This window comes from Acidiferrobacter sp. (assembly GCF_054609335.1).
Window position 1 is genome coordinate 1 of the sequence record NZ_JBTRWP010000012.1, and the last position, 16,187, is coordinate 16,187.

At 64.4% G+C, this 16,187-nt stretch carries 19 protein-coding genes; 13 read left to right on the forward strand and 6 right to left on the reverse strand.

Features of this window, described 5'->3' with window-relative positions; genetic code table 11:
* The 5 genes from ACYCTF_RS04595 to dapC form a co-directional block, all read right to left on the reverse strand.
* Positions 1 to 672, reverse strand: a 672-nt coding sequence (locus tag ACYCTF_RS04595; RefSeq protein WP_461284574.1) for a GNAT family N-acetyltransferase, incomplete at its 3' end; no start/stop codon positions are given.
* A gap of 83 nt (positions 673 to 755) precedes the next feature.
* Positions 756 to 1,346, reverse strand: a complete 591-nt coding sequence (locus tag ACYCTF_RS04600) for an FHA domain-containing protein (protein WP_461283688.1) — start codon at positions 1,344 to 1,346, stop codon at positions 756 to 758.
* A 46-nt stretch (positions 1,347 to 1,392) separates the two neighbouring features.
* A complete protein-coding gene (gene dapE / locus ACYCTF_RS04605) occupies positions 1,393 to 2,523 on the reverse strand; it encodes a succinyl-diaminopimelate desuccinylase (protein ID WP_461283689.1) in 1,131 nt (376 codons plus the stop codon).
* 3 nt (positions 2,524 to 2,526) lie between these two features.
* The gene (dapD, locus tag ACYCTF_RS04610) at positions 2,527 to 3,345 is read right to left on the reverse strand and encodes a 2,3,4,5-tetrahydropyridine-2,6-dicarboxylate N-succinyltransferase (RefSeq protein ID WP_461283690.1); all 819 of its coding nucleotides are present in this window, start codon (positions 3,343 to 3,345) and stop codon (positions 2,527 to 2,529) included.
* Positions 3,323 to 4,552 carry a succinyldiaminopimelate transaminase gene (gene dapC / locus ACYCTF_RS04615; RefSeq protein WP_461283691.1) on the reverse strand — a complete coding sequence of 410 codons (1,230 nt, stop codon included), beginning with the start codon at positions 4,550 to 4,552 and terminating at the stop codon, positions 3,323 to 3,325. Before dapC ends, dapD begins: the two co-directional genes overlap by 23 nt.
* A gap of 49 nt (positions 4,553 to 4,601) precedes the next feature.
* On the opposite strand from dapC, the gene ACYCTF_RS04620 reads away from it, so the two are divergent.
* Complete coding sequence (locus tag ACYCTF_RS04620; RefSeq protein WP_461283692.1) at positions 4,602 to 5,453, forward strand: DMT family transporter; 852 nt, start codon at positions 4,602 to 4,604, stop codon at positions 5,451 to 5,453.
* Here ACYCTF_RS04620 and ACYCTF_RS04625 read toward each other — a convergent pair.
* Positions 5,441 to 6,166: a YggS family pyridoxal phosphate-dependent enzyme gene (locus ACYCTF_RS04625; RefSeq protein WP_461283693.1), complete on the reverse strand. Its 726-nt coding sequence runs from the start codon at positions 6,164 to 6,166 to the stop codon at positions 5,441 to 5,443. The genes ACYCTF_RS04620 and ACYCTF_RS04625 overlap by 13 nt on opposite strands.
* A gap of 62 nt (positions 6,167 to 6,228) precedes the next feature.
* On the opposite strand from ACYCTF_RS04625, the gene ACYCTF_RS04630 reads away from it, so the two are divergent.
* The 12 genes from ACYCTF_RS04630 to ACYCTF_RS04685 all read left to right on the forward strand — a co-directional run bounded on the left by ACYCTF_RS04630 (position 6,229) and on the right by ACYCTF_RS04685 (position 15,722).
* Positions 6,229 to 6,672, forward strand: a complete 444-nt coding sequence (locus tag ACYCTF_RS04630; RefSeq protein ID WP_461283694.1) for a DciA family protein — start codon at positions 6,229 to 6,231, stop codon at positions 6,670 to 6,672.
* Complete coding sequence (locus ACYCTF_RS04635) at positions 6,669 to 7,916, forward strand: lipoprotein-releasing ABC transporter permease subunit (protein ID WP_461283695.1); 1,248 nt, start codon at positions 6,669 to 6,671, stop codon at positions 7,914 to 7,916. The genes ACYCTF_RS04630 and ACYCTF_RS04635 overlap by 4 nt, the downstream gene beginning before the upstream one ends.
* Complete coding sequence (locus ACYCTF_RS04640) at positions 7,913 to 8,626, forward strand: ABC transporter ATP-binding protein (RefSeq protein ID WP_461283696.1); 714 nt, start codon at positions 7,913 to 7,915, stop codon at positions 8,624 to 8,626. The genes ACYCTF_RS04635 and ACYCTF_RS04640 overlap by 4 nt, the downstream gene beginning before the upstream one ends.
* A 30-nt stretch (positions 8,627 to 8,656) precedes the next feature.
* Positions 8,657 to 9,271 (forward strand): MotA/TolQ/ExbB proton channel family protein, encoded by a 615-nt coding sequence (locus ACYCTF_RS04645; protein WP_461283697.1) that lies wholly within the window; start codon positions 8,657 to 8,659, stop codon positions 9,269 to 9,271.
* A complete protein-coding gene (locus ACYCTF_RS04650; protein ID WP_461283698.1) occupies positions 9,271 to 9,681 on the forward strand; it encodes an ExbD/TolR family protein in 411 nt (136 codons plus the stop codon). The genes ACYCTF_RS04645 and ACYCTF_RS04650 overlap by 1 nt, the downstream gene beginning before the upstream one ends.
* Entirely contained in the window at positions 9,678 to 11,405 is a 1,728-nt protein-coding gene (gene msbA / locus ACYCTF_RS04655) for a lipid A export permease/ATP-binding protein MsbA (RefSeq protein ID WP_461283699.1), read from the forward strand. The genes ACYCTF_RS04650 and msbA overlap by 4 nt, the downstream gene beginning before the upstream one ends.
* Complete coding sequence (locus ACYCTF_RS04660; RefSeq protein WP_461283700.1) at positions 11,398 to 12,516, forward strand: glycosyltransferase N-terminal domain-containing protein; 1,119 nt, start codon at positions 11,398 to 11,400, stop codon at positions 12,514 to 12,516. The genes msbA and ACYCTF_RS04660 overlap by 8 nt, the downstream gene beginning before the upstream one ends.
* Positions 12,510 to 13,472: a tetraacyldisaccharide 4'-kinase gene (gene lpxK, locus ACYCTF_RS04665; protein ID WP_461283701.1), complete on the forward strand. Its 963-nt coding sequence runs from the start codon at positions 12,510 to 12,512 to the stop codon at positions 13,470 to 13,472. The genes ACYCTF_RS04660 and lpxK overlap by 7 nt, the downstream gene beginning before the upstream one ends.
* A gap of 123 nt (positions 13,473 to 13,595) precedes the next feature.
* Positions 13,596 to 13,784: a Trm112 family protein gene (locus ACYCTF_RS04670; RefSeq protein WP_461283702.1), complete on the forward strand. Its 189-nt coding sequence runs from the start codon at positions 13,596 to 13,598 to the stop codon at positions 13,782 to 13,784.
* Positions 13,784 to 14,515 carry a 3-deoxy-manno-octulosonate cytidylyltransferase gene (gene kdsB, locus ACYCTF_RS04675; protein ID WP_461284575.1) on the forward strand — a complete coding sequence of 244 codons (732 nt, stop codon included), beginning with the start codon at positions 13,784 to 13,786 and terminating at the stop codon, positions 14,513 to 14,515. Before ACYCTF_RS04670 ends, kdsB begins: the two co-directional genes overlap by 1 nt.
* Positions 14,512 to 15,249 (forward strand): hypothetical protein, encoded by a 738-nt coding sequence (locus ACYCTF_RS04680; protein ID WP_461283704.1) that lies wholly within the window; start codon positions 14,512 to 14,514, stop codon positions 15,247 to 15,249. Before kdsB ends, ACYCTF_RS04680 begins: the two co-directional genes overlap by 4 nt.
* On the forward strand, positions 15,246 to 15,722 hold the full coding sequence (locus ACYCTF_RS04685; protein ID WP_461283705.1) for a low molecular weight protein-tyrosine-phosphatase: 477 nt from the start codon (positions 15,246 to 15,248) through the stop codon (positions 15,720 to 15,722). Before ACYCTF_RS04680 ends, ACYCTF_RS04685 begins: the two co-directional genes overlap by 4 nt.
* The last annotated feature ends 465 nt before the right edge of the window (positions 15,723 to 16,187 follow it).

The following is a 16,187-nucleotide window of genomic DNA, read 5'->3' on the forward strand; positions in this document are numbered from 1 at the left end:
GGCTACATCGAAGGCTGGGTCGAGGCATGGGGCGCCGCCAACATAGGCGCCCAGGCGCATATAGGCGCGTAATAGGGCCGGGGCCGCGTTCTCGTCGCCTGTGTCCTTGTCGCCTATGCCCTCGACGAGGGGGAGGGGGTTACGCGGTGTCACCCGGTAGGGTTCAGGGCAGCCATAGCGGCGGATCAGGGTCATTACGGTGCGCATGGCCTGGGTGCGATCCGGGTTCAAGGGCACGCTGCCGCAGCCGATCAGGTAGTCGTGAGGCCCATCTTCCATGAGCTGGGCGAGACCGGCCAACAGCAGGGCGATGGCGGGGCCGCGACGGTAGTCGGTGTGAACGCAGATGCGCCCGACCTCCATGACGCGCCCAGGCAGTGCCAGGATCGGGGCGAGATCGAATTCCGCCTGCGAATAGAACCCTCCGCACCGGGCGGCCGCCTCTTGGGTCAGGATGCGCGAGCACGCCACAACACGGTCCGCCTCATCACGAACGACCATGTGCACGCAGTAGGGATCGAAGCGGTCTTCGTCGTATTCGCTCTCTTTGTCGCCGATTGCGGCACCGAGTTCGCGCGCGAACACTTGGTAGCGCAGCCTTTGCGCTTCTGCGATTTCGTCCGCCGTTTTCGCGAACTCCACTCGCAGATTCTGCGCTCTCAAGTCATCCATTTTTCTTCCCCGCGCCTCGGCTGCCGGTATCGTACGCCATTTGGGCCTAAAGCTACTGTTACGGTGGCGGGCGCGTCAAGCACTCATCGTTGGTAAAACTGAAGACGGGTCTCTCCCACCTCAATGATGTCCCCCGATGTCAGGAGGTGACCCCCCGGGGCCACGGGCTTCCCATTATGAGAGACATGCGTCCCGTCGGAACCCGCCATGAGGGTGTACCGGTCGCCGGTACGGGACAGAAACGCGGCCGATTGGCCGGCCATCCCGAGGTGGGTGACGGTGCTTGTGAGCTCGATGCGCTTGCCGTCGTTGAACCCCGTCAGGACGAACAAGGCGGCATCGCCGAACCCAGCGGGTTGCGGCGTCGTCGGCACCATATCCTGGTCCTGGTAGAGCAAGGTGTATTTGCCGATCGTGATTTCGTCCCCTGGTTTCAGGTGGTGTTTGCGTGTGCGGCGCTTATTGATGTAGGTCCCGTTGGTACTATCGAGATCCTTCAGGAAGGAATCCTGGCCTACGGTGAATATACTCGCATGATCGGCGCTCACCGCCGCATCCTCCAAGACCAGAGCATGGCTTGCGCGGCGTCCGATGGAGAGGTCGCCTTGGGGCAACTGGAGTTGGCGAACGACAGCGTTATTGAGGGTTACGATGATGCTCGGCATGTTGTCCATAAACGTCGTGTCTCCGAGAGGATGAGTATAGACGATACCGCGGCCTTTAAGGGCCCAGGAGGCGCTCCAACGTCCCCCGATAGATCCGGGTGAGACGCGCGAGATCGTCAATCCCGACTGCCTCGTTCACCTTATGAATTGAAGCGTTTAATGGACCGAATTCAAGAACTTCAGTACCAAAGGGGGCAACGAACCGACCATCGGACGTGCCGCCAGCCGTCGAGTACTCGGGCGTTCTCCCAGTCTCGGCCCCGATACTGGCCGCAAGCGCCCCTTTGAGCGGGCCGTCGCCCGTCAGGAAGGGCTCACCGGAGAGCCGCCACGTCAGCGAATAGCGCAGGCCATGAGCCACGAGGACCTGTTCGATGCGCTCTCGCAGCGCCGGCGCCGGGGTGGTCGGGGCGAAGCGCACATTGAAGAGGGCGTGCAGACTCCCGGGGATCACATTATCGGCCCCCGTGCCGGCCTGGATATTGGAGAACTGGAGGCGAGTCGGCGGAAAGTCCGCCGAGCCCTCATCCCAGACCGCGGACACGAGGGCCTGCAAGGCCGGCGCGAAGCGGGCAATGGGATTGTCGGCGCGTTCTGGATAGGCGACATGGCCTTGGATACCGTGGATGACGAGATCCCCGTTCAGGGAGCCGCGGCGTCCGTGTTTGACGGTGTCGCCTAGGACCTGATTGCACGAAGGTTCCCCGACGATACAGTAGTCGATGGCAGCGCCGCGAGTGGCGAGCGTCCTTAGGACCTGAACCGTACCATCGCGGGCGACCCCTTCTTCGTCGGAGGTCAGGATGAGGCCCACCGAGCCGCGATGCGCGGGGTGGTCGCGCACGAAGGTGATCAAGGCCTGCACAAAGGCCGCGACTGCACCCTTCATGTCGGCCGCGCCTCGTCCATAGAGCACCCCGTCTTGGAGGGTGGGTTCGAAGGGTGGTGTTGCCCAATCGGAGAGGGGACCGGGCGGGACCACGTCGGTGTGTCCGAGGAAGATGACTAGGGGCGCGGCGTCGCCATGCCGCGCCCAGAGGTTCGTAACATCCCCGAACACGAGGGATTCCGTCTGGAAGCCCGCGGCCGACAAGAGCTCTGCGATATGGGCCTGGCAGCCGGCGTCGTCGGGTGTCACCGACGGGCGGCGGATCAATTCCATGGCCAGTTCGATGGTCGCATCCATCGGCTAGATGTCGCGCAACAGGGCGTTGATCCCAACCTTGGCCCGGGTCTTGGCGTCCACGCGTTTGACGATCACCGCGCAATAGAGGCTATGGCTGCCGTCCTGGGCGGGTAAGGAACCCGATACCACGACCGAGCCTGACGGCACCCGTCCGTAGAGGATTTCGCCAGTCTCGCGGTTCAGGATCTTGGTGCTTTGCCCGATGAAGACCCCCATGGAGACGACGCTGCCGCGTTCGACGATCACGCCTTCGACGATCTCCGAGCGTGCACCTATGAAGCAGTCGTCCTCTATGATGGTCGGGGCGGCCTGCAAAGGCTCGAGGACGCCGCCTATGCCTACGCCTCCACTCAGGTGGACGTTCTTGCCAATTTGCGCGCACGAGCCGACCGTGGCCCAGGTATCCACCATGGTGCCTTGGTCGACGTAGGCCCCGATGTTGACGTAGGAGGGCATGAGCACGGTCTGCGGCCCAATGTAGGCGCCGCGGCGCACGGCGGCTGGTGGCACAACGCGAAATCCCCCTTCGCGAAACATATGGGAATCATAGGCTGCGAATTTCGAGGGGACCTTGTCGTAATAGAGCGCGTCGCCGCCCTTGACGAGGACGTTGTCCTCGATCCGAAAGGACAGCAAGACCGCCTTTTTGACCCACTCGTTGACTTTCCAGCCGGCATCCGTGGGTTCGGCGACCCGTAGGGTGCCGCGGTCGAGGTCATCGATGACGCCCTGTATGGCCTCCTTGACCCCGGTGTCGACGTTACGCGGGGTGATGTTCGCCCGGTCTTCGTAGGCCGCTTCAATGAGCGATTGACGTGTCATCGTGATTCCTCGGTAATGATTCTACATAGCATCGGAGGCGCCGCGCCCCTTCCAGGCATTCCGCGCGGGGCCCGACGAGGGCCAAGCGGATGTAGCCGGCCCCCGGGTCGGTCCCGCCGCTCGGCCGGGAGAGATAGGAGCCCGGCAGCGCCAGCACGTGCTGGCTGGCATAGAGCCCGGCGACGAAGGCCTCGTCGTCGATCGGGGTTTGAACCCACAGATAAAAGCCTCCGTGGGGCCTTGAAACCGGCAGGACGTCTTTCAGGATCGCGATGACATCGGCGAATTTCTCGCGATATTGACGACGGTTTTCCCGCACATGCGTTTCGTCGGCAAGCGCCGCGACCGCCGCGACCTGGGCCGGCTGCGAGGGCGCCGATCCGAGATAGGTGCGCAGGGTGAGCAGTCCCGCCATGAAGTCCGCTTCGCCCCCCAGGAAGCCAAAGCGCAGGCCTGGGACGTTGGAGCGCTTCGAGAGGCTATGCACCGCCACACAGTGCGCGAAGTCGCGGACCCCATGGGCATGCGCGGACGCCAATAGGCCCTCGGGCGGGGCATCCTCGTCCAGGTAGATCTCCGAGTAGCATTCATCAGCTACGATCAAAAAATCATGGCGGTGGGCAAGCTCGAGGAGTTCGCCGTACTCGGCGCGCCCCATGACCTGTCCGGTCGGATTCCCGGGGCTGCAGGTGATGACCGCCTGGGTACGTTCGAGAATGGGGCGCGGGATGCTCGCGAGGTCCATGGGAAAGCCGTGCGCCGCGTCTGTGTTCACGTAGTAGGGTTCGGCCCCAGCCAAGAGTGCCGCCCCTTCATAAATCTGATAAAAGGGGTTGGGCATGACCACGACCGGACGTTCCGCCCGACGGTCGACGCAGGCCTGAATGACCGAGTAGAGCGCCTCGCGGCTGCCCGAGCTTGGTAGAACATGGCGCTGGGGGTCGACGGCGCCTTCGGGCAGACCGAAACGTCGCGTGAACCACGCGGCGATGGCCACGCGCAACGCGTCCGTGCCCCGTGTCGACGGGTAGGTCGACAAGCTATCGAGGGCGCCTGTAAGCTCCGTTGTGATCACAGCGGGCGCGGGGTGACGCGGCTCGCCGATCGCCATGTTGATGCGGCTCAGTGCAGGGACCTCAAGCCCGGCCGTCAAGGCCGCAAGGCGCTGAAACGGGTAGGGGCGGAGCAGTTCGATACTGGGGTTCATGGGCGATGTGGGCGCATAAGTGCGGTGGATTATACGGGAGCCGGGGGCGGTGACCAAGAAGACGGTCCTCGCAAGCGGGGCGCTCTTGTTCGGCGCGGGTTCCTGGGGGGTCCTCTGGTACCCCTTGCGCGCCTTGAATCACGTGGGCTTGTCGGGATTGTGGCTCGCACTACTCATGTACGCCGGCGCGGCGGCGGCAAGCCTGCTTGTGTTTCGCCCAAAGCGCGGCACGCATGGGCCGTTGGGCCTATGGCTCGCCTTGGCGGTCCTGGGGGGCATCACCAATATCGGCTTCGTGGTCGCGCTCCTGCATGACAATATCCTGCGCGTCACCTTACTTTTCTATCTGTCGCCCGTATGGTCGGTGCTCGCCGCGCGCGTGGCCCTCGGCGAGCGCCTCACAGCCCCTGTGGTGACCGGCATCAGCTGTGCGCTGCTTGGAGTTCTGATCCTTCTTTGGCGGCAGGCAAGCCTCACCTTAAGCTTCTACGACGCCTTGGCGCTCTTGTCGGGCGGGGCATTCGCCTTGGCGAATGTGGTGTTGCGGGCCTATCCGGGTCTGGCTTTGGAGACCAAGCTTTTGGCGACCTTCACGGGGGTGGTGGCCGTGGGGATCCTGGCGCTTGCCTTCAACGCGCCTACGCTGCCGCAGACGCACGGGTTGCCGGTGTTGATCGCGACTGTCGGAGGCGGGCTCGGGGTGTTTGGCATCACCTTTCTCGTGCAGTATGGGGTCACGAATTTGCCTGTGCGTCTGTCGTCGGTTCTTTTGCTCTTCGAGGTGGTGACGGCGGCGTTTTCGCAACACCTCCTGTTGCAGGGCGCGCTCGGCGCGCAGGCCCTGGTAGGGGCGCTCGTAGTCGCGCTGGGCGCGACCCTGGTGGCGATCTATGGCGCCTGAGCCTCGGTCGCAGGGGTGGCTGGGCGTTCGCCGAAGAGGGCGCGGCCGACGCGGACTAAGGTAGCGCCCTCGGCGATTGCCCAGTGATAGTCGTCGCTCATGCCCATAGAGAGCTCATCGAAGCCCGGCAGGCCAAAGGCCTGGCGGCTTGCGCAGGCGAGTTCCCGCAGGTGCGCGAAGGCCTTGCGTACGACGCTCTCCGAGCCGCCATGGGGCGCTATGGTCATGAGGCCCACGAGATCCAGGCCGATCCGCGGGTGGGCGCTATAGGCCTCGAGAAAGGGCAAGAGATCGGTCGGCGCGACACCGTGTTTGCGGGGATCAGCGGTGACATTGACCTCGATCAAAACGCGCAGTCGGGCATTCAAGGTCGCCAGATGGCGGGATAGGGTGTCGGCGGTCTCGAGGCTCTCAAGCGAGTGCAGCCAATGGAAGCGCCCCGCGATGAGGCGCGCCTTGTTGCGTTGTAGGGGGCCCAGAAAATGCCACTCGAGGGCCGGGTCGGACAGGGTTGCGATCTTGGTGCTGCCCTCCTGGGCGCGGCTTTCGCCGAAGTCCCGTTGACCGCAGTCCGCGAGACGCGCGAGGGCCGCCGGCGGATGAAACTTGGAGACCGCGACCAGCCGCACCGCGGCAGGCTTACGTCCGCTTGCGCGCGCCGCATCCTCTATGCGCGTCATAACGCTTGCGTATCGTGCGCAGATCTCGTCCATGGCGCTAGTCTAGCGGGCGTGGGCGCATATCCAAAGCGCAGCCGCTCTGGCATACTCCCGCCATGCAAGCCATCGCCCGCATCCTCCATCAATCGCTGCCGAAGCCGCCTGCGGATCTCGTGTTTGGTCCGGGTCTGCAATCGGTTTGGGAGCGGTGCCGACCGGAGGAGCTCGCAACGCTGGAGCCGCTTTTCTATTGTAGTGGGCGCCTGTTCGTCATGGTCCCCGGTTCGGCGGCCGCAGCCAGGCTACGGCAGGAGGGCCCGGATCTGCTGGCGCGCCTGCGCGCGGAACCGGAGCTTGGCGAGTTGCGCGAGATCGTGACTCGTCGCGCCGGACGGCAAGGGCCACCGAACGTCGCCGTGAAGGCTGCGGCCCCCTTGCGGTCGGCGCTTGGGGCGCGTTGCTTCGGGTCGCTGGCCGCGATGGTCGATGATCCGGCCTTAAAGGCGAGCCTTGCGCGGCTTGCCGTGGCGCTTGCAACGGACGGCTCACAGCGCGCATGACGCGATTTTTCGAGCTTTTCGTCGGGCTTCGGTACATGCGTGCGCGGCGACGCAATCACTTTATCTCCTTTATATCTGTGACATCACTGGTCGGCATCGCGCTCGGGGTCATGGCGCTCATCACAGTATTGTCAGTGATGAACGGTTTTCAGAGAACGCTGCGCGATCGGATACTGGGTGTGATCTCCGATGTCACCATCAGCGGGCCGCGCCATCATATGGCCCATTGGAAGAGTGCCGCACGTGTCGCCGTCAAGCAGAAGGGTGTGCTCGCGGCGGCCCCCTACGTGCGCGGCGAGGCTTTGCTCGTGCACGGGCGCTTTTCGAGCGGCGCCTTGATTCGTGGTGTGGTTCCCGACAAGGAGAAGGCGGTATCAGACATCGCATCTCATGTCGTGCAAGGGCGCTTGACGCGTTTGCGCCCCGGCCGTTTTGGCATCGTGCTTGGTCGTTATCTCGCCTGGCGCCTCGGCGCCACGCTGGGTTCGCGGGTGCTGTTGGTGGCGCCCGGAGGCATGGTGACGCCCGCGGGATTCCTGCCGCGCTTGAGGAGTTTCAAGGTGGTGGGGATCTTCAATGTCGGGATGTACGAATACGATGCGGGGCTTGCCTTGATCGACATAAAGGACGCACAGGCACTCTATCGTATGGGTTCGGATGTGAGCGGGGTGCGCCTGAAACTCGCGAATATCGACCGCGCCCCAGAGGTGCGGCGGGTTCTGAGTACAAAACTTCCAAGTTATGACCAGGTGCGCGACTGGAGCCAAGAGCACGCCAATTTCTTTCGGGCGCTCAAGATCGAGAAGACCGTGATGTTCGTGATCCTGCTGCTCATCGTGGCGGTGGCGGCCTTCAATATCGTCGCGACCTTGGTGATGGTCGTCACCGACAAGCGTGCGGATATCGCCATTTTGCGCACGCTCGGGGCGAGTCCCGCAAGCATTCTCGTCATATTTCTCGTGCAGGGCACTATGATCGGGCTTTTCGGGACCTTGCTCGGTGTGGTCGCGGGCGTCCTTTTGTCCTTGAACGTGACTACGATCGTGCCCTTCATAGAGCACGTCTTCCATACCCATTTCCTATCGGCTAGCGTCTATTACATAAGCGAGCTGCCCTCGCATCTGCGTTGGCAGGACGTGTTGCACGTCGCTATCGCCTCCTTCCTGATGAGCTTCCTTGCGACCGTGTATCCCGCGTGGCGGGCGGCCAAGACCCAACCGGCCGAGGCCTTGCGTTACGAATGAACGATGTGATCCGAGCCGAGGCCGTGGCCAAGACCTTCACCGAGGACGTCTTGTCGGTGGACGTCCTGCGCCGCATCGATCTCGTCGTGAAGCCTGCGGACATGCTCGCCATCGTGGGGGCCTCGGGGGCGGGCAAGAGCACGCTGCTCCATCTTCTGGCGGGACTCGACAGGCCCAGTGCGGGCAAGGTCTTCGTCGACGGGCTCGACATGGGGCAACTGAACGAGGCGCAACGGGGGCGCGTGCGCAACCGGGCTTTGGGCTTCGTCTACCAGTTCCATCATCTTCTGCACGAATTCACGGCGCTCGAGAACGTCGCCATGCCGCTTTTGATCAGGCGCGAGTCGCCGAAAGTCGCGAGTCAGCGGGCGCGCGAGATGTTGAAGCGCGTGGGGCTTGCTGATCGTGCCGCGCATAAGCCCGCCGAACTCTCGGGAGGCGAACGGCAGCGCGTTGCCATCGCCCGCGCGGTGGTCCATGAGCCGCGCTGCGTGTTGGCCGACGAGCCTACGGGGAATCTCGATACACGTAACGCAGCCGACGTCTTCGCGCTTTTACGGGATTTGAACGCCTCGCTTGGGACGAGTCTCGTGCTCGTGACACACGACCACGTGCTTGCGCGGTCCGTGGGGCGCGTGGGCGTCATAGCCGACGGCTGTCTGTCGCTTGCGGACGCGGCCACGCTTCCCAGGTCGGAGGGGCCTTGCTAGAGTAATGCTGATCAGAGAAGGATGGGTGCGGTGCTAGATCTCATAAAGGCGGGCGGCTTCGTCATGTGGCCGCTGATGTTGTGCTCGGTGTTAGCGGTGGCGATCATAGGAGAGCGTCTCGTGGCGTTACGCCGCAGCCGTATCGCGCCGCCAGCCGCTGCGGCGGCGGCCCGTGAATGGGGCATGCGCGGCACCGTAAGCCCCGAGCAGCTGAAGACCCTGGAAGAGGGCTCAGCCTTGGGACAGGTGCTGGCGGTCGGGCTTGTGAACCGGCGTCATTCGCGAGCGATCGTGCGCGAGGCGATTGAAGATGCCGGACGTCATGTGGCTTCCGACCTCGATCGCTACCTGGACGCCCTGGGGACGATCGCCGCGATTGCTCCATTTCTTGGGCTGCTTGGCACCGTGCTCGGCATGATTCGCATGTTCTCGGGGCTCGGCGAGGCCGGCGTCGGCAATCCGGCGGTGCTGGCGACGGGGATTGCCCAGGCGCTGACGACCACGGCGACGGGTCTTGGCGTCGCCATACCGGCCCTCATCTTCTACCGGTATCTGCGTTCCCGGGTCAATACGCTACTCGTCGATATGGAACGCGAGGCCGTGCGCCTCGTGGAGATCCTGAAAGGCGAGCGCGAGGGGAGCTGATGCGATTCCGTAGGCGCACCGCCGAAGAGCCCGAGATCAACCTCGTGCCGATGATCGACGTGCTGCTCATGACGCTTATCTTTCTTGTGCTCACGACCAGCTTCGCGCATGAGTCGGCCCTGAAGGTCCAACTGCCGCAGGCGCACCCCAAGCAGCCGGTGAAGGCGCAGGGCGTGCATATCGTGATCGATGGAACCGGCACATTCGCCGTGGATGGCACGGTCGTGCAAGGCACTGAACGGTCGATTATGCGTGCGCTTGCCGCTCACGCGCAGGGCCCGAAGACTTTAGTGATTCTCTATGCCGACCGGAACGCACCGTATCGCGCCGTGGTCCACGCGCTCGATGCGGCCCGGCGCCTCGGTCTCGGCCGGATTGTCTTTGCGACCAAAGTGCGCGGAACATCGTGACGCCGCAGGACCCAGGCCTTTATCGGCGGTTGCTGCGCTACACCTGGCCCTATCGGGGGGCCTTTTTCGTGGCGGTTATCGGCATGATGGTGGGATCAGCGACCGAGCCCGTCTTTGCCGCTCTCATGCGTCCGTTGCTAAACGGCGGCTTCGTCCATAAGAACCCGGCAAGCATACAGCTCATGCCGCTCGCCGTAGTGGGCCTTTTCCTGGTGCGCGGAGTCGCGTCCTTCACGGCCAACTATCTGATGAACTGGGTAGGTCGGCGCGTCGTTTTTGACATCCGCGGGGAGATGTTCGCGCGCCTCCTATACCTCCCGACCACCTTCTTTGACGGGCACTCGTCCGGCGTGCTCATCGCGAAACTCATTTACGACGTGGAGCAAGTGGCGAGCGCCGCGACCCGCGCCCTGTCTACGCTCGTAAAGGACAATGCCACGGTGTTGGGGCTGCTCGGCTGGATGTTCTATCTGAACTGGAAGCTTACGATTGTGATCCTGGTGGCGGCGCCTGTGATCACCCTCATGAATCGACGCATGGGGAAACGGTTTCGGCGGACCAGCCGCTCGATCCAGGATTCCATGGGCGCGATCTCGCACGTGGTGCAAGAGGCGGCGGATGGGCACAGGGTCATCAAGACCTTTGGCGGGCAGGACGCCGCGCTAAACGGCTTCATGGAGGTCAATGAAACGAACCGGCGCGAGAATATGCGGCGCGCGCGGGTAGCGGCTTCCGGCGTCCCCGTAGTACAGTTCATGGCGGCATCGGCCTTGGCCTGGGTCGTCTATGAGGCCATGCGCGAACCGCACGCCACGGTCGGGGGTTTCATGTCCTACGTGACGGCCATGATGATGCTGCTAGCACCCATCAAGCGGCTCACGCAAATCAACGAGACCCTGCAGACCGGGATCGCCGCTTCGCAGAGCGTCTTTTCGTTTATCGATGAGCCCCGCGAGACCGAGACCGGCAAGCGCACGCTCAGCGATGTGCGTGGCGAGGTGGCCTACCAGGACGTCACATTCCGATACGCGGCCGAAAGCGGGCTCGCCGTGTCCGGTGTCTCCTTCCTGTTGCGCGCCGGACAGACGTTGGCCTTGGTGGGGACGTCTGGCAGCGGCAAGACCACGATTGCCAACCTCTTGCCCCGTTTCTACGTCCCGGAGTCGGGCGTGATCACGCTCGACGGCGTTGATACCCGCGAGATCGCGCTTGCCAATCTGCGCTCTCATATTGCGCTCGTAAGCCAAGAGACCGTGCTGTTCGATACGAGCATTCGGCAGAATATTCTGTATGGGCACAGGGGCGCGGTCGATGAGGCGCGGCTCATGGAGATCGTGGAGGCGGCCCATGTCGCCGAGTTCCTGAAAGACTTGCCTAAGGGTCTGGATACGCTCGTGGGCGAACGCGGCGTGCGATTGTCGGGCGGGCAGCGTCAGCGGATCGCGATCGCCCGCGCCTTGCTGAAGAATGCGCCTGTTTTGATCCTCGATGAGGCGACCGCGGCCTTGGATACCGAATCCGAACGGCATGTGCAGGCGGCTATGACGCGGCTCATGAATGACCGCACCACGCTCGTTATCGCCCACCGTCTGTCGACTATCGAACATGCCGACTGCATCCTCGTCATGAGCAAGGGGCGCGTTGTGGAGCGGGGCACGCACGCGGAACTCTTGGCCCTGAATAAGATGTATGCGCGGCTGCACCAGATGCAGTTCCATGGTTGATGATCGCGCGTATGAGGGGGGCCGCTTGGCGGGGCTTGCGGCCGATATCCGCGACTGGTTCAGGGGCAACGCAGCGCGCGCCAATGCGCGCCGGGGTTTCCTGCGCCCGGCGCCGGGTGCAAAGCGCGCGGTGTGGATCAAGTCCGATGGTCGTGAAATTACAGGCTGGCTTGCCGCCGAGATCGCGCGGTCAGTGCGCGAGCGACGCGCGGATCTGCCTATCGTCGTTACCTTCGAGCACGAACATCGCGGTGTCGAGGCGCGGCTTGCGGCGGTCCCAAACCTTGCCTATGGTTTCGGACCGGCCGACCGGCCGCGCGCGACGCGACGGGTCATCGAGCGACTGAGGCCCGGCATAGTCATCGCGCTTGGCACGGCCTTGCGCACGCGCCTTGCGGCGGCCCTCACGGAGGCCGCAGTGCCCTGCCTGGTCGTCCATGGTCCCCCGCCGCCTTCCTCGGCCCCTGCCTGTCTCGGCTTCGCCCATACCGCAGGCGAGCAACGCGCCTGGCACGGACGGGAGCATTGGGATGCCCCCTTACTGGCCTTGCTTGTCGCAGCCCAGGTGGAACCGGTTTTTCAAGGTCTGGCGGGCGCTCATGCGCGGGCCTTGTTTTGGGTCGCGGACCCTTCTGAGACGGTGGCCGCGGAGATCGCACAGAGATGGCGCGCTTCGCCGGCGGCGCGTCACGACATCCTATTTCTCGGGGCGCCATCGCCAGGGGCGAGCCGTCTGAGCGCCTGGGACCAGGACCGCAGGCCCTTGGCCCCGGGGGCTGTGGTGTGGGTCGACGAGCCACGATTTTGGCCGGCGCTCGCCGCAAGCTGTGCGGCCATTCACCTCATGGCGCCGTCGGAGCCCTTGCTGTGGGCGGCCCTGGCCGGTGGCCGCGTGGTGAGCGCTGAGGATGTCGCAGGGCTCGAACTTCTGGGGGCGGCACCTTTGATCGAGGTGGCCTGGGGCGAGCTTGGCCGCTTCTGGCAAGAGCTGCTTGATGGGCCGCAGGCGGCGCGGACGGCGGCCGACGATGTGCGGCGCTATTTTTGGCAGGAACGAAGACGCGCCGCCGATGCCGCCCTGGTGCTCTTGGAGCGGGTGTGTGTATGTTGAAAGATCCGTGGCGCCATTGGGCCGCAAAAGGGCCTTGGAGCCGGGTCTTGTGGCCGGCGGGCGCCTTGTACTGCGGGGTCGCAACGCTGCGTCGTAGGCTGTATGCGGCCGGCGTCTTACGGGTGCATGCGCTCGCTGTGCCGGTGGTCGTGGTCGGCAACGTGACCGTGGGTGGGACAGGAAAGACGCCGTTTGTGCTGTGGCTCTGCGAAAAGCTGGCCGCGGAGGGGCGGCGGCCAGGTGTCGTCCTGCGTGGTTATGGCGGCCGCAATCGACGCGTGTTGCGCGTGGAGTCCACGACCGATCCGGGGCTTGCGGGCGACGAAGCTGTGCTGTTAGCCCGGCATGCGCAAGGCCCGGTGGTCGCCTCCCGTGACCGGGTGGCCGGCGCGCAAGCCTTGGCGGCGCAGGGCTGCGATGTGGTGATCGCCGACGATGGACTACAGCACTATCGCTTGGCGCGTACGGTGGAGATCGGCGTGTTGGACGGCGCACGTCGCTTCGGAAACGGGCTCTGCTTGCCGGCCGGCCCCCTCCGGGAACGGGAGGTGCGCTGGCAGCAGCTGGATTTTCGGGTCACGCAAGGGCGCGCCGGTGTCGGCGAATGGTCCATGGGCCTCGAGGGCCAGCTGGCCCAGGCCGTGGGCGGGGACGCGCGTGTACCGCTTACGGCATTTAAGCGCGTGCACGCCGTCGCCGGGATCGGGCACCCACAACGCTTCTTTCGAGCGCTTGAGAGGTTCGGGGTCGAGGTCATTCCTCATCCGTTCGCGGATCATCACCGGTATGCGGAAAAAGATTTGATGTTCGCAAGCCCCGAGCCCGTGGTCATGACTGAAAAGGATGCCGTGAAGTGTGAGCGCTTTGCGCGCCCCGGGCTTTGGTATGTACCGGTACGCGCGGCACTGGACGACGAACTCGCGCGATGCATCGTGTCCAGGCTCTGGGGGCCTTAAGGGGTCTGGGCCCCGGCCGTGCGGCAATCGTAGCCGTGCTGGGATGCCTTGTTTTACAATAGCTGCCCGGGGCGGTGCCTCGCGACGGGTCCGTCAACCAAAGAACAAAGGAAGGGCAGGGATATGGATAGGCGGCTATTGGATATTTTGGTGTGTCCGGTCTGCAAGGGACCGTTGCGCTTACGGCGCGAGGCCCAGGAGCTGGTCTGCCGCCCCTGCCGTCTCGGCTATCCGATTCGCGACGATATCCCCGTGATGCTCGAGGAGGAGGCGCGGAATTTGAGTGACGAGGACCTGAAGGACCTCGACTAGTGCATGTGATCATTCCAGCGCGTTACGGCGCCACGCGTCTGCCGGGGAAGCCATTGCGGGAGATCGCCGGGCGGCCCCTGATCCTGCGCGTCCATGAGCGCGCGTGTGCAAGCGGCGCGGAGCGCGTGATCGTGGCCACCGATGACGCGCGTGTTGCGCGGGTGGTGGAAGAGGCCGGTGGCGAGGTGGTGATGACCGCATCGACCCACGCCTCGGGGACCGACCGCATCGCCGAGACGATCGAGCGTGTGGGACTGAAAGACGACGCGATCATCGTGAACCTTCAAGGGGATGAGCCGTGCATGCCGCCGGATCTGGTGGCGGCGGTGGCGCACGCCTTGGAGGCGCGGCCGGACTGGGGGATGGCCACCGCCGCGCGGCGCATGGCGGGGGCTGAGGCATTCCGCAATCCGCATCAGGTGAAGGTCGTCTGCGACGCCGACGGGCAGGCGCTCTATTTCTCGCGTGCGCCCATCCCGTGGCCGCGCGATCCTGGGGCGACCCCGGACTTCCTCGGCCATGTTGGACTGTATGCCTACACAGCAGGCTTCGTGCGCGCCTTCACCGCCTGGGGTCCCTGTGCCCTTGAGCGGCGCGAGGGTCTCGAGCAACTGCGCGCCCTGGACCACGGGGCGCGCATAGGGGTGGTCGTCACGGATGCCGACCCGGGTCCCGGGGTCGACACGGAAGAGGATCTGGACTACGCCAACCGGGTCTGGAGATCGCTATGAGCGGATTGCGTGATGCAATAAGCCGGGCTTACCGCAGCGGCTGGACCGGGGGCTTGATTGCCTTCGAGTTGGTTGGCGCCTTGCTCGTGGGCTTGCATTCCCGAACCACCGTCCTCTGGCCATTTCTTGCGTGGCTTGGATGTGCGCCGCTCGTGCGATTTCTCTACCTTCACAAGTTGCACCGTGGTGGTCCGCTCATTTGGGGGCGGGCGGCACGGCGCGCCTATGCCATTACCGGCTGGTTGCTGCTGGCCGGCGCGGGCCTCGGTGCGGCGACCGTCGGACTCCTCGGGTTAGTCCGCCACCTTCCGCTCGAGCTGGCGATTTTGGCGCGCCACACGGGCTACGTAGGTGTGGCTTGCGCCACCTTCGCGCTTGCTGCGGCCATGGTGGTGGCGGTGAGTGCCCTGTGTCTTTGGGGAGGTCTCACCACGGTCGCTTATGCCAAGGCGGTGGTGGAGCCTGCGGATCACGCGCGCAAGGCCGTTGCCCGTGGTCTCATGTGCGTGTGGCGCGAGGCCCCTCTGGTCATCGGCGTGAGTGCGCTCCAGGGGCTCTTCGTGGCCTATGCCATAGGCGCGCAGCTCTTCAAGCCGAGCGGCATTACGGTTATGCCAATGGTGTGGCCCGCCGCCCTTTTCGCGCCCGTCGCCCTCGTGTTCGTATTGGCCCTCACAGAATCGTTTTCGGGGCGTAGATCAATGAGTGATCTCGTGCCGCAGGGGCCGGCATGATCAAGGTCTTGTTCGTCTGTCTCGGCAATATCTGTCGATCCCCAATGGCCGAAGGCCTGTTCCGGGATCTTATCGAAAAGAGAGATCTTGCCGATCGCGTCCACATCGATTCCGCGGGAACGCATGGTTACCACATAGGCGCGCCGCCGGACGAGCGGGCACGCCAGACGATGGCGCGTCATGGCGTTGATATTGGTGCATTCGAGGGGCGTAAAGTCGATGTGGTCGACTTGGATCAGTTCGATTATGTCTTGGCGATGGATCGCAGTAATCTTCGTGACTTGGAGCGGCTCGGCGGTGGGTCGCGCCCCCATGTGCGGCTGTTCCTCGAGTTTGCGCGCGCAAGTGCGGAGCGGGAAGTCCCGGACCCATACTATGGCGGGCCCGATGGTTTCGAGCACGTCTACGCGCTTCTTGAGGACGCCGCTGCAGGGCTGCTCGCCGACATCGAACAGCGTCTGAACCAACCTTGACCGTTTGCACGGCAAGCCTTCATACCGCCATTCACAATGACACCTCGTACGCCTCTTAGAGACCGTGTGGCCTAGGGCCTGTGCGGCGAGGAAGAGTGCCGAGCGCTCTGAGCATGGATGACCTCGGTCCTAGGCGACCGATGGCCTAAGGCCCGCTGGCCGAGGGAGCGCCAGGACCATTCTGCAGAGAGGAGCGGTTGAGTGGGTGGCAAAACCCTGGACCCATGGGGCCACCGCGTGCGGCCCCATGGGTCCTGATCCTTAAGGCCAGGGTGAATACCGGCTCAGGCAAAAAGGGTGCGCCTACTCGTTGCCTCGGCTATCGTCGTGGTCGTGCGTTTCGCGCACGGGGGACCGCTCGGGTTCCGGGGACCGCTCGGGTTCCGGCGAGCGTGCGGTTTCGGCGGGACGTGCGGTCTCGGCGGGACGTGCGGTCTCGGCGGGACGTGCGGTCTCGGCGGGACG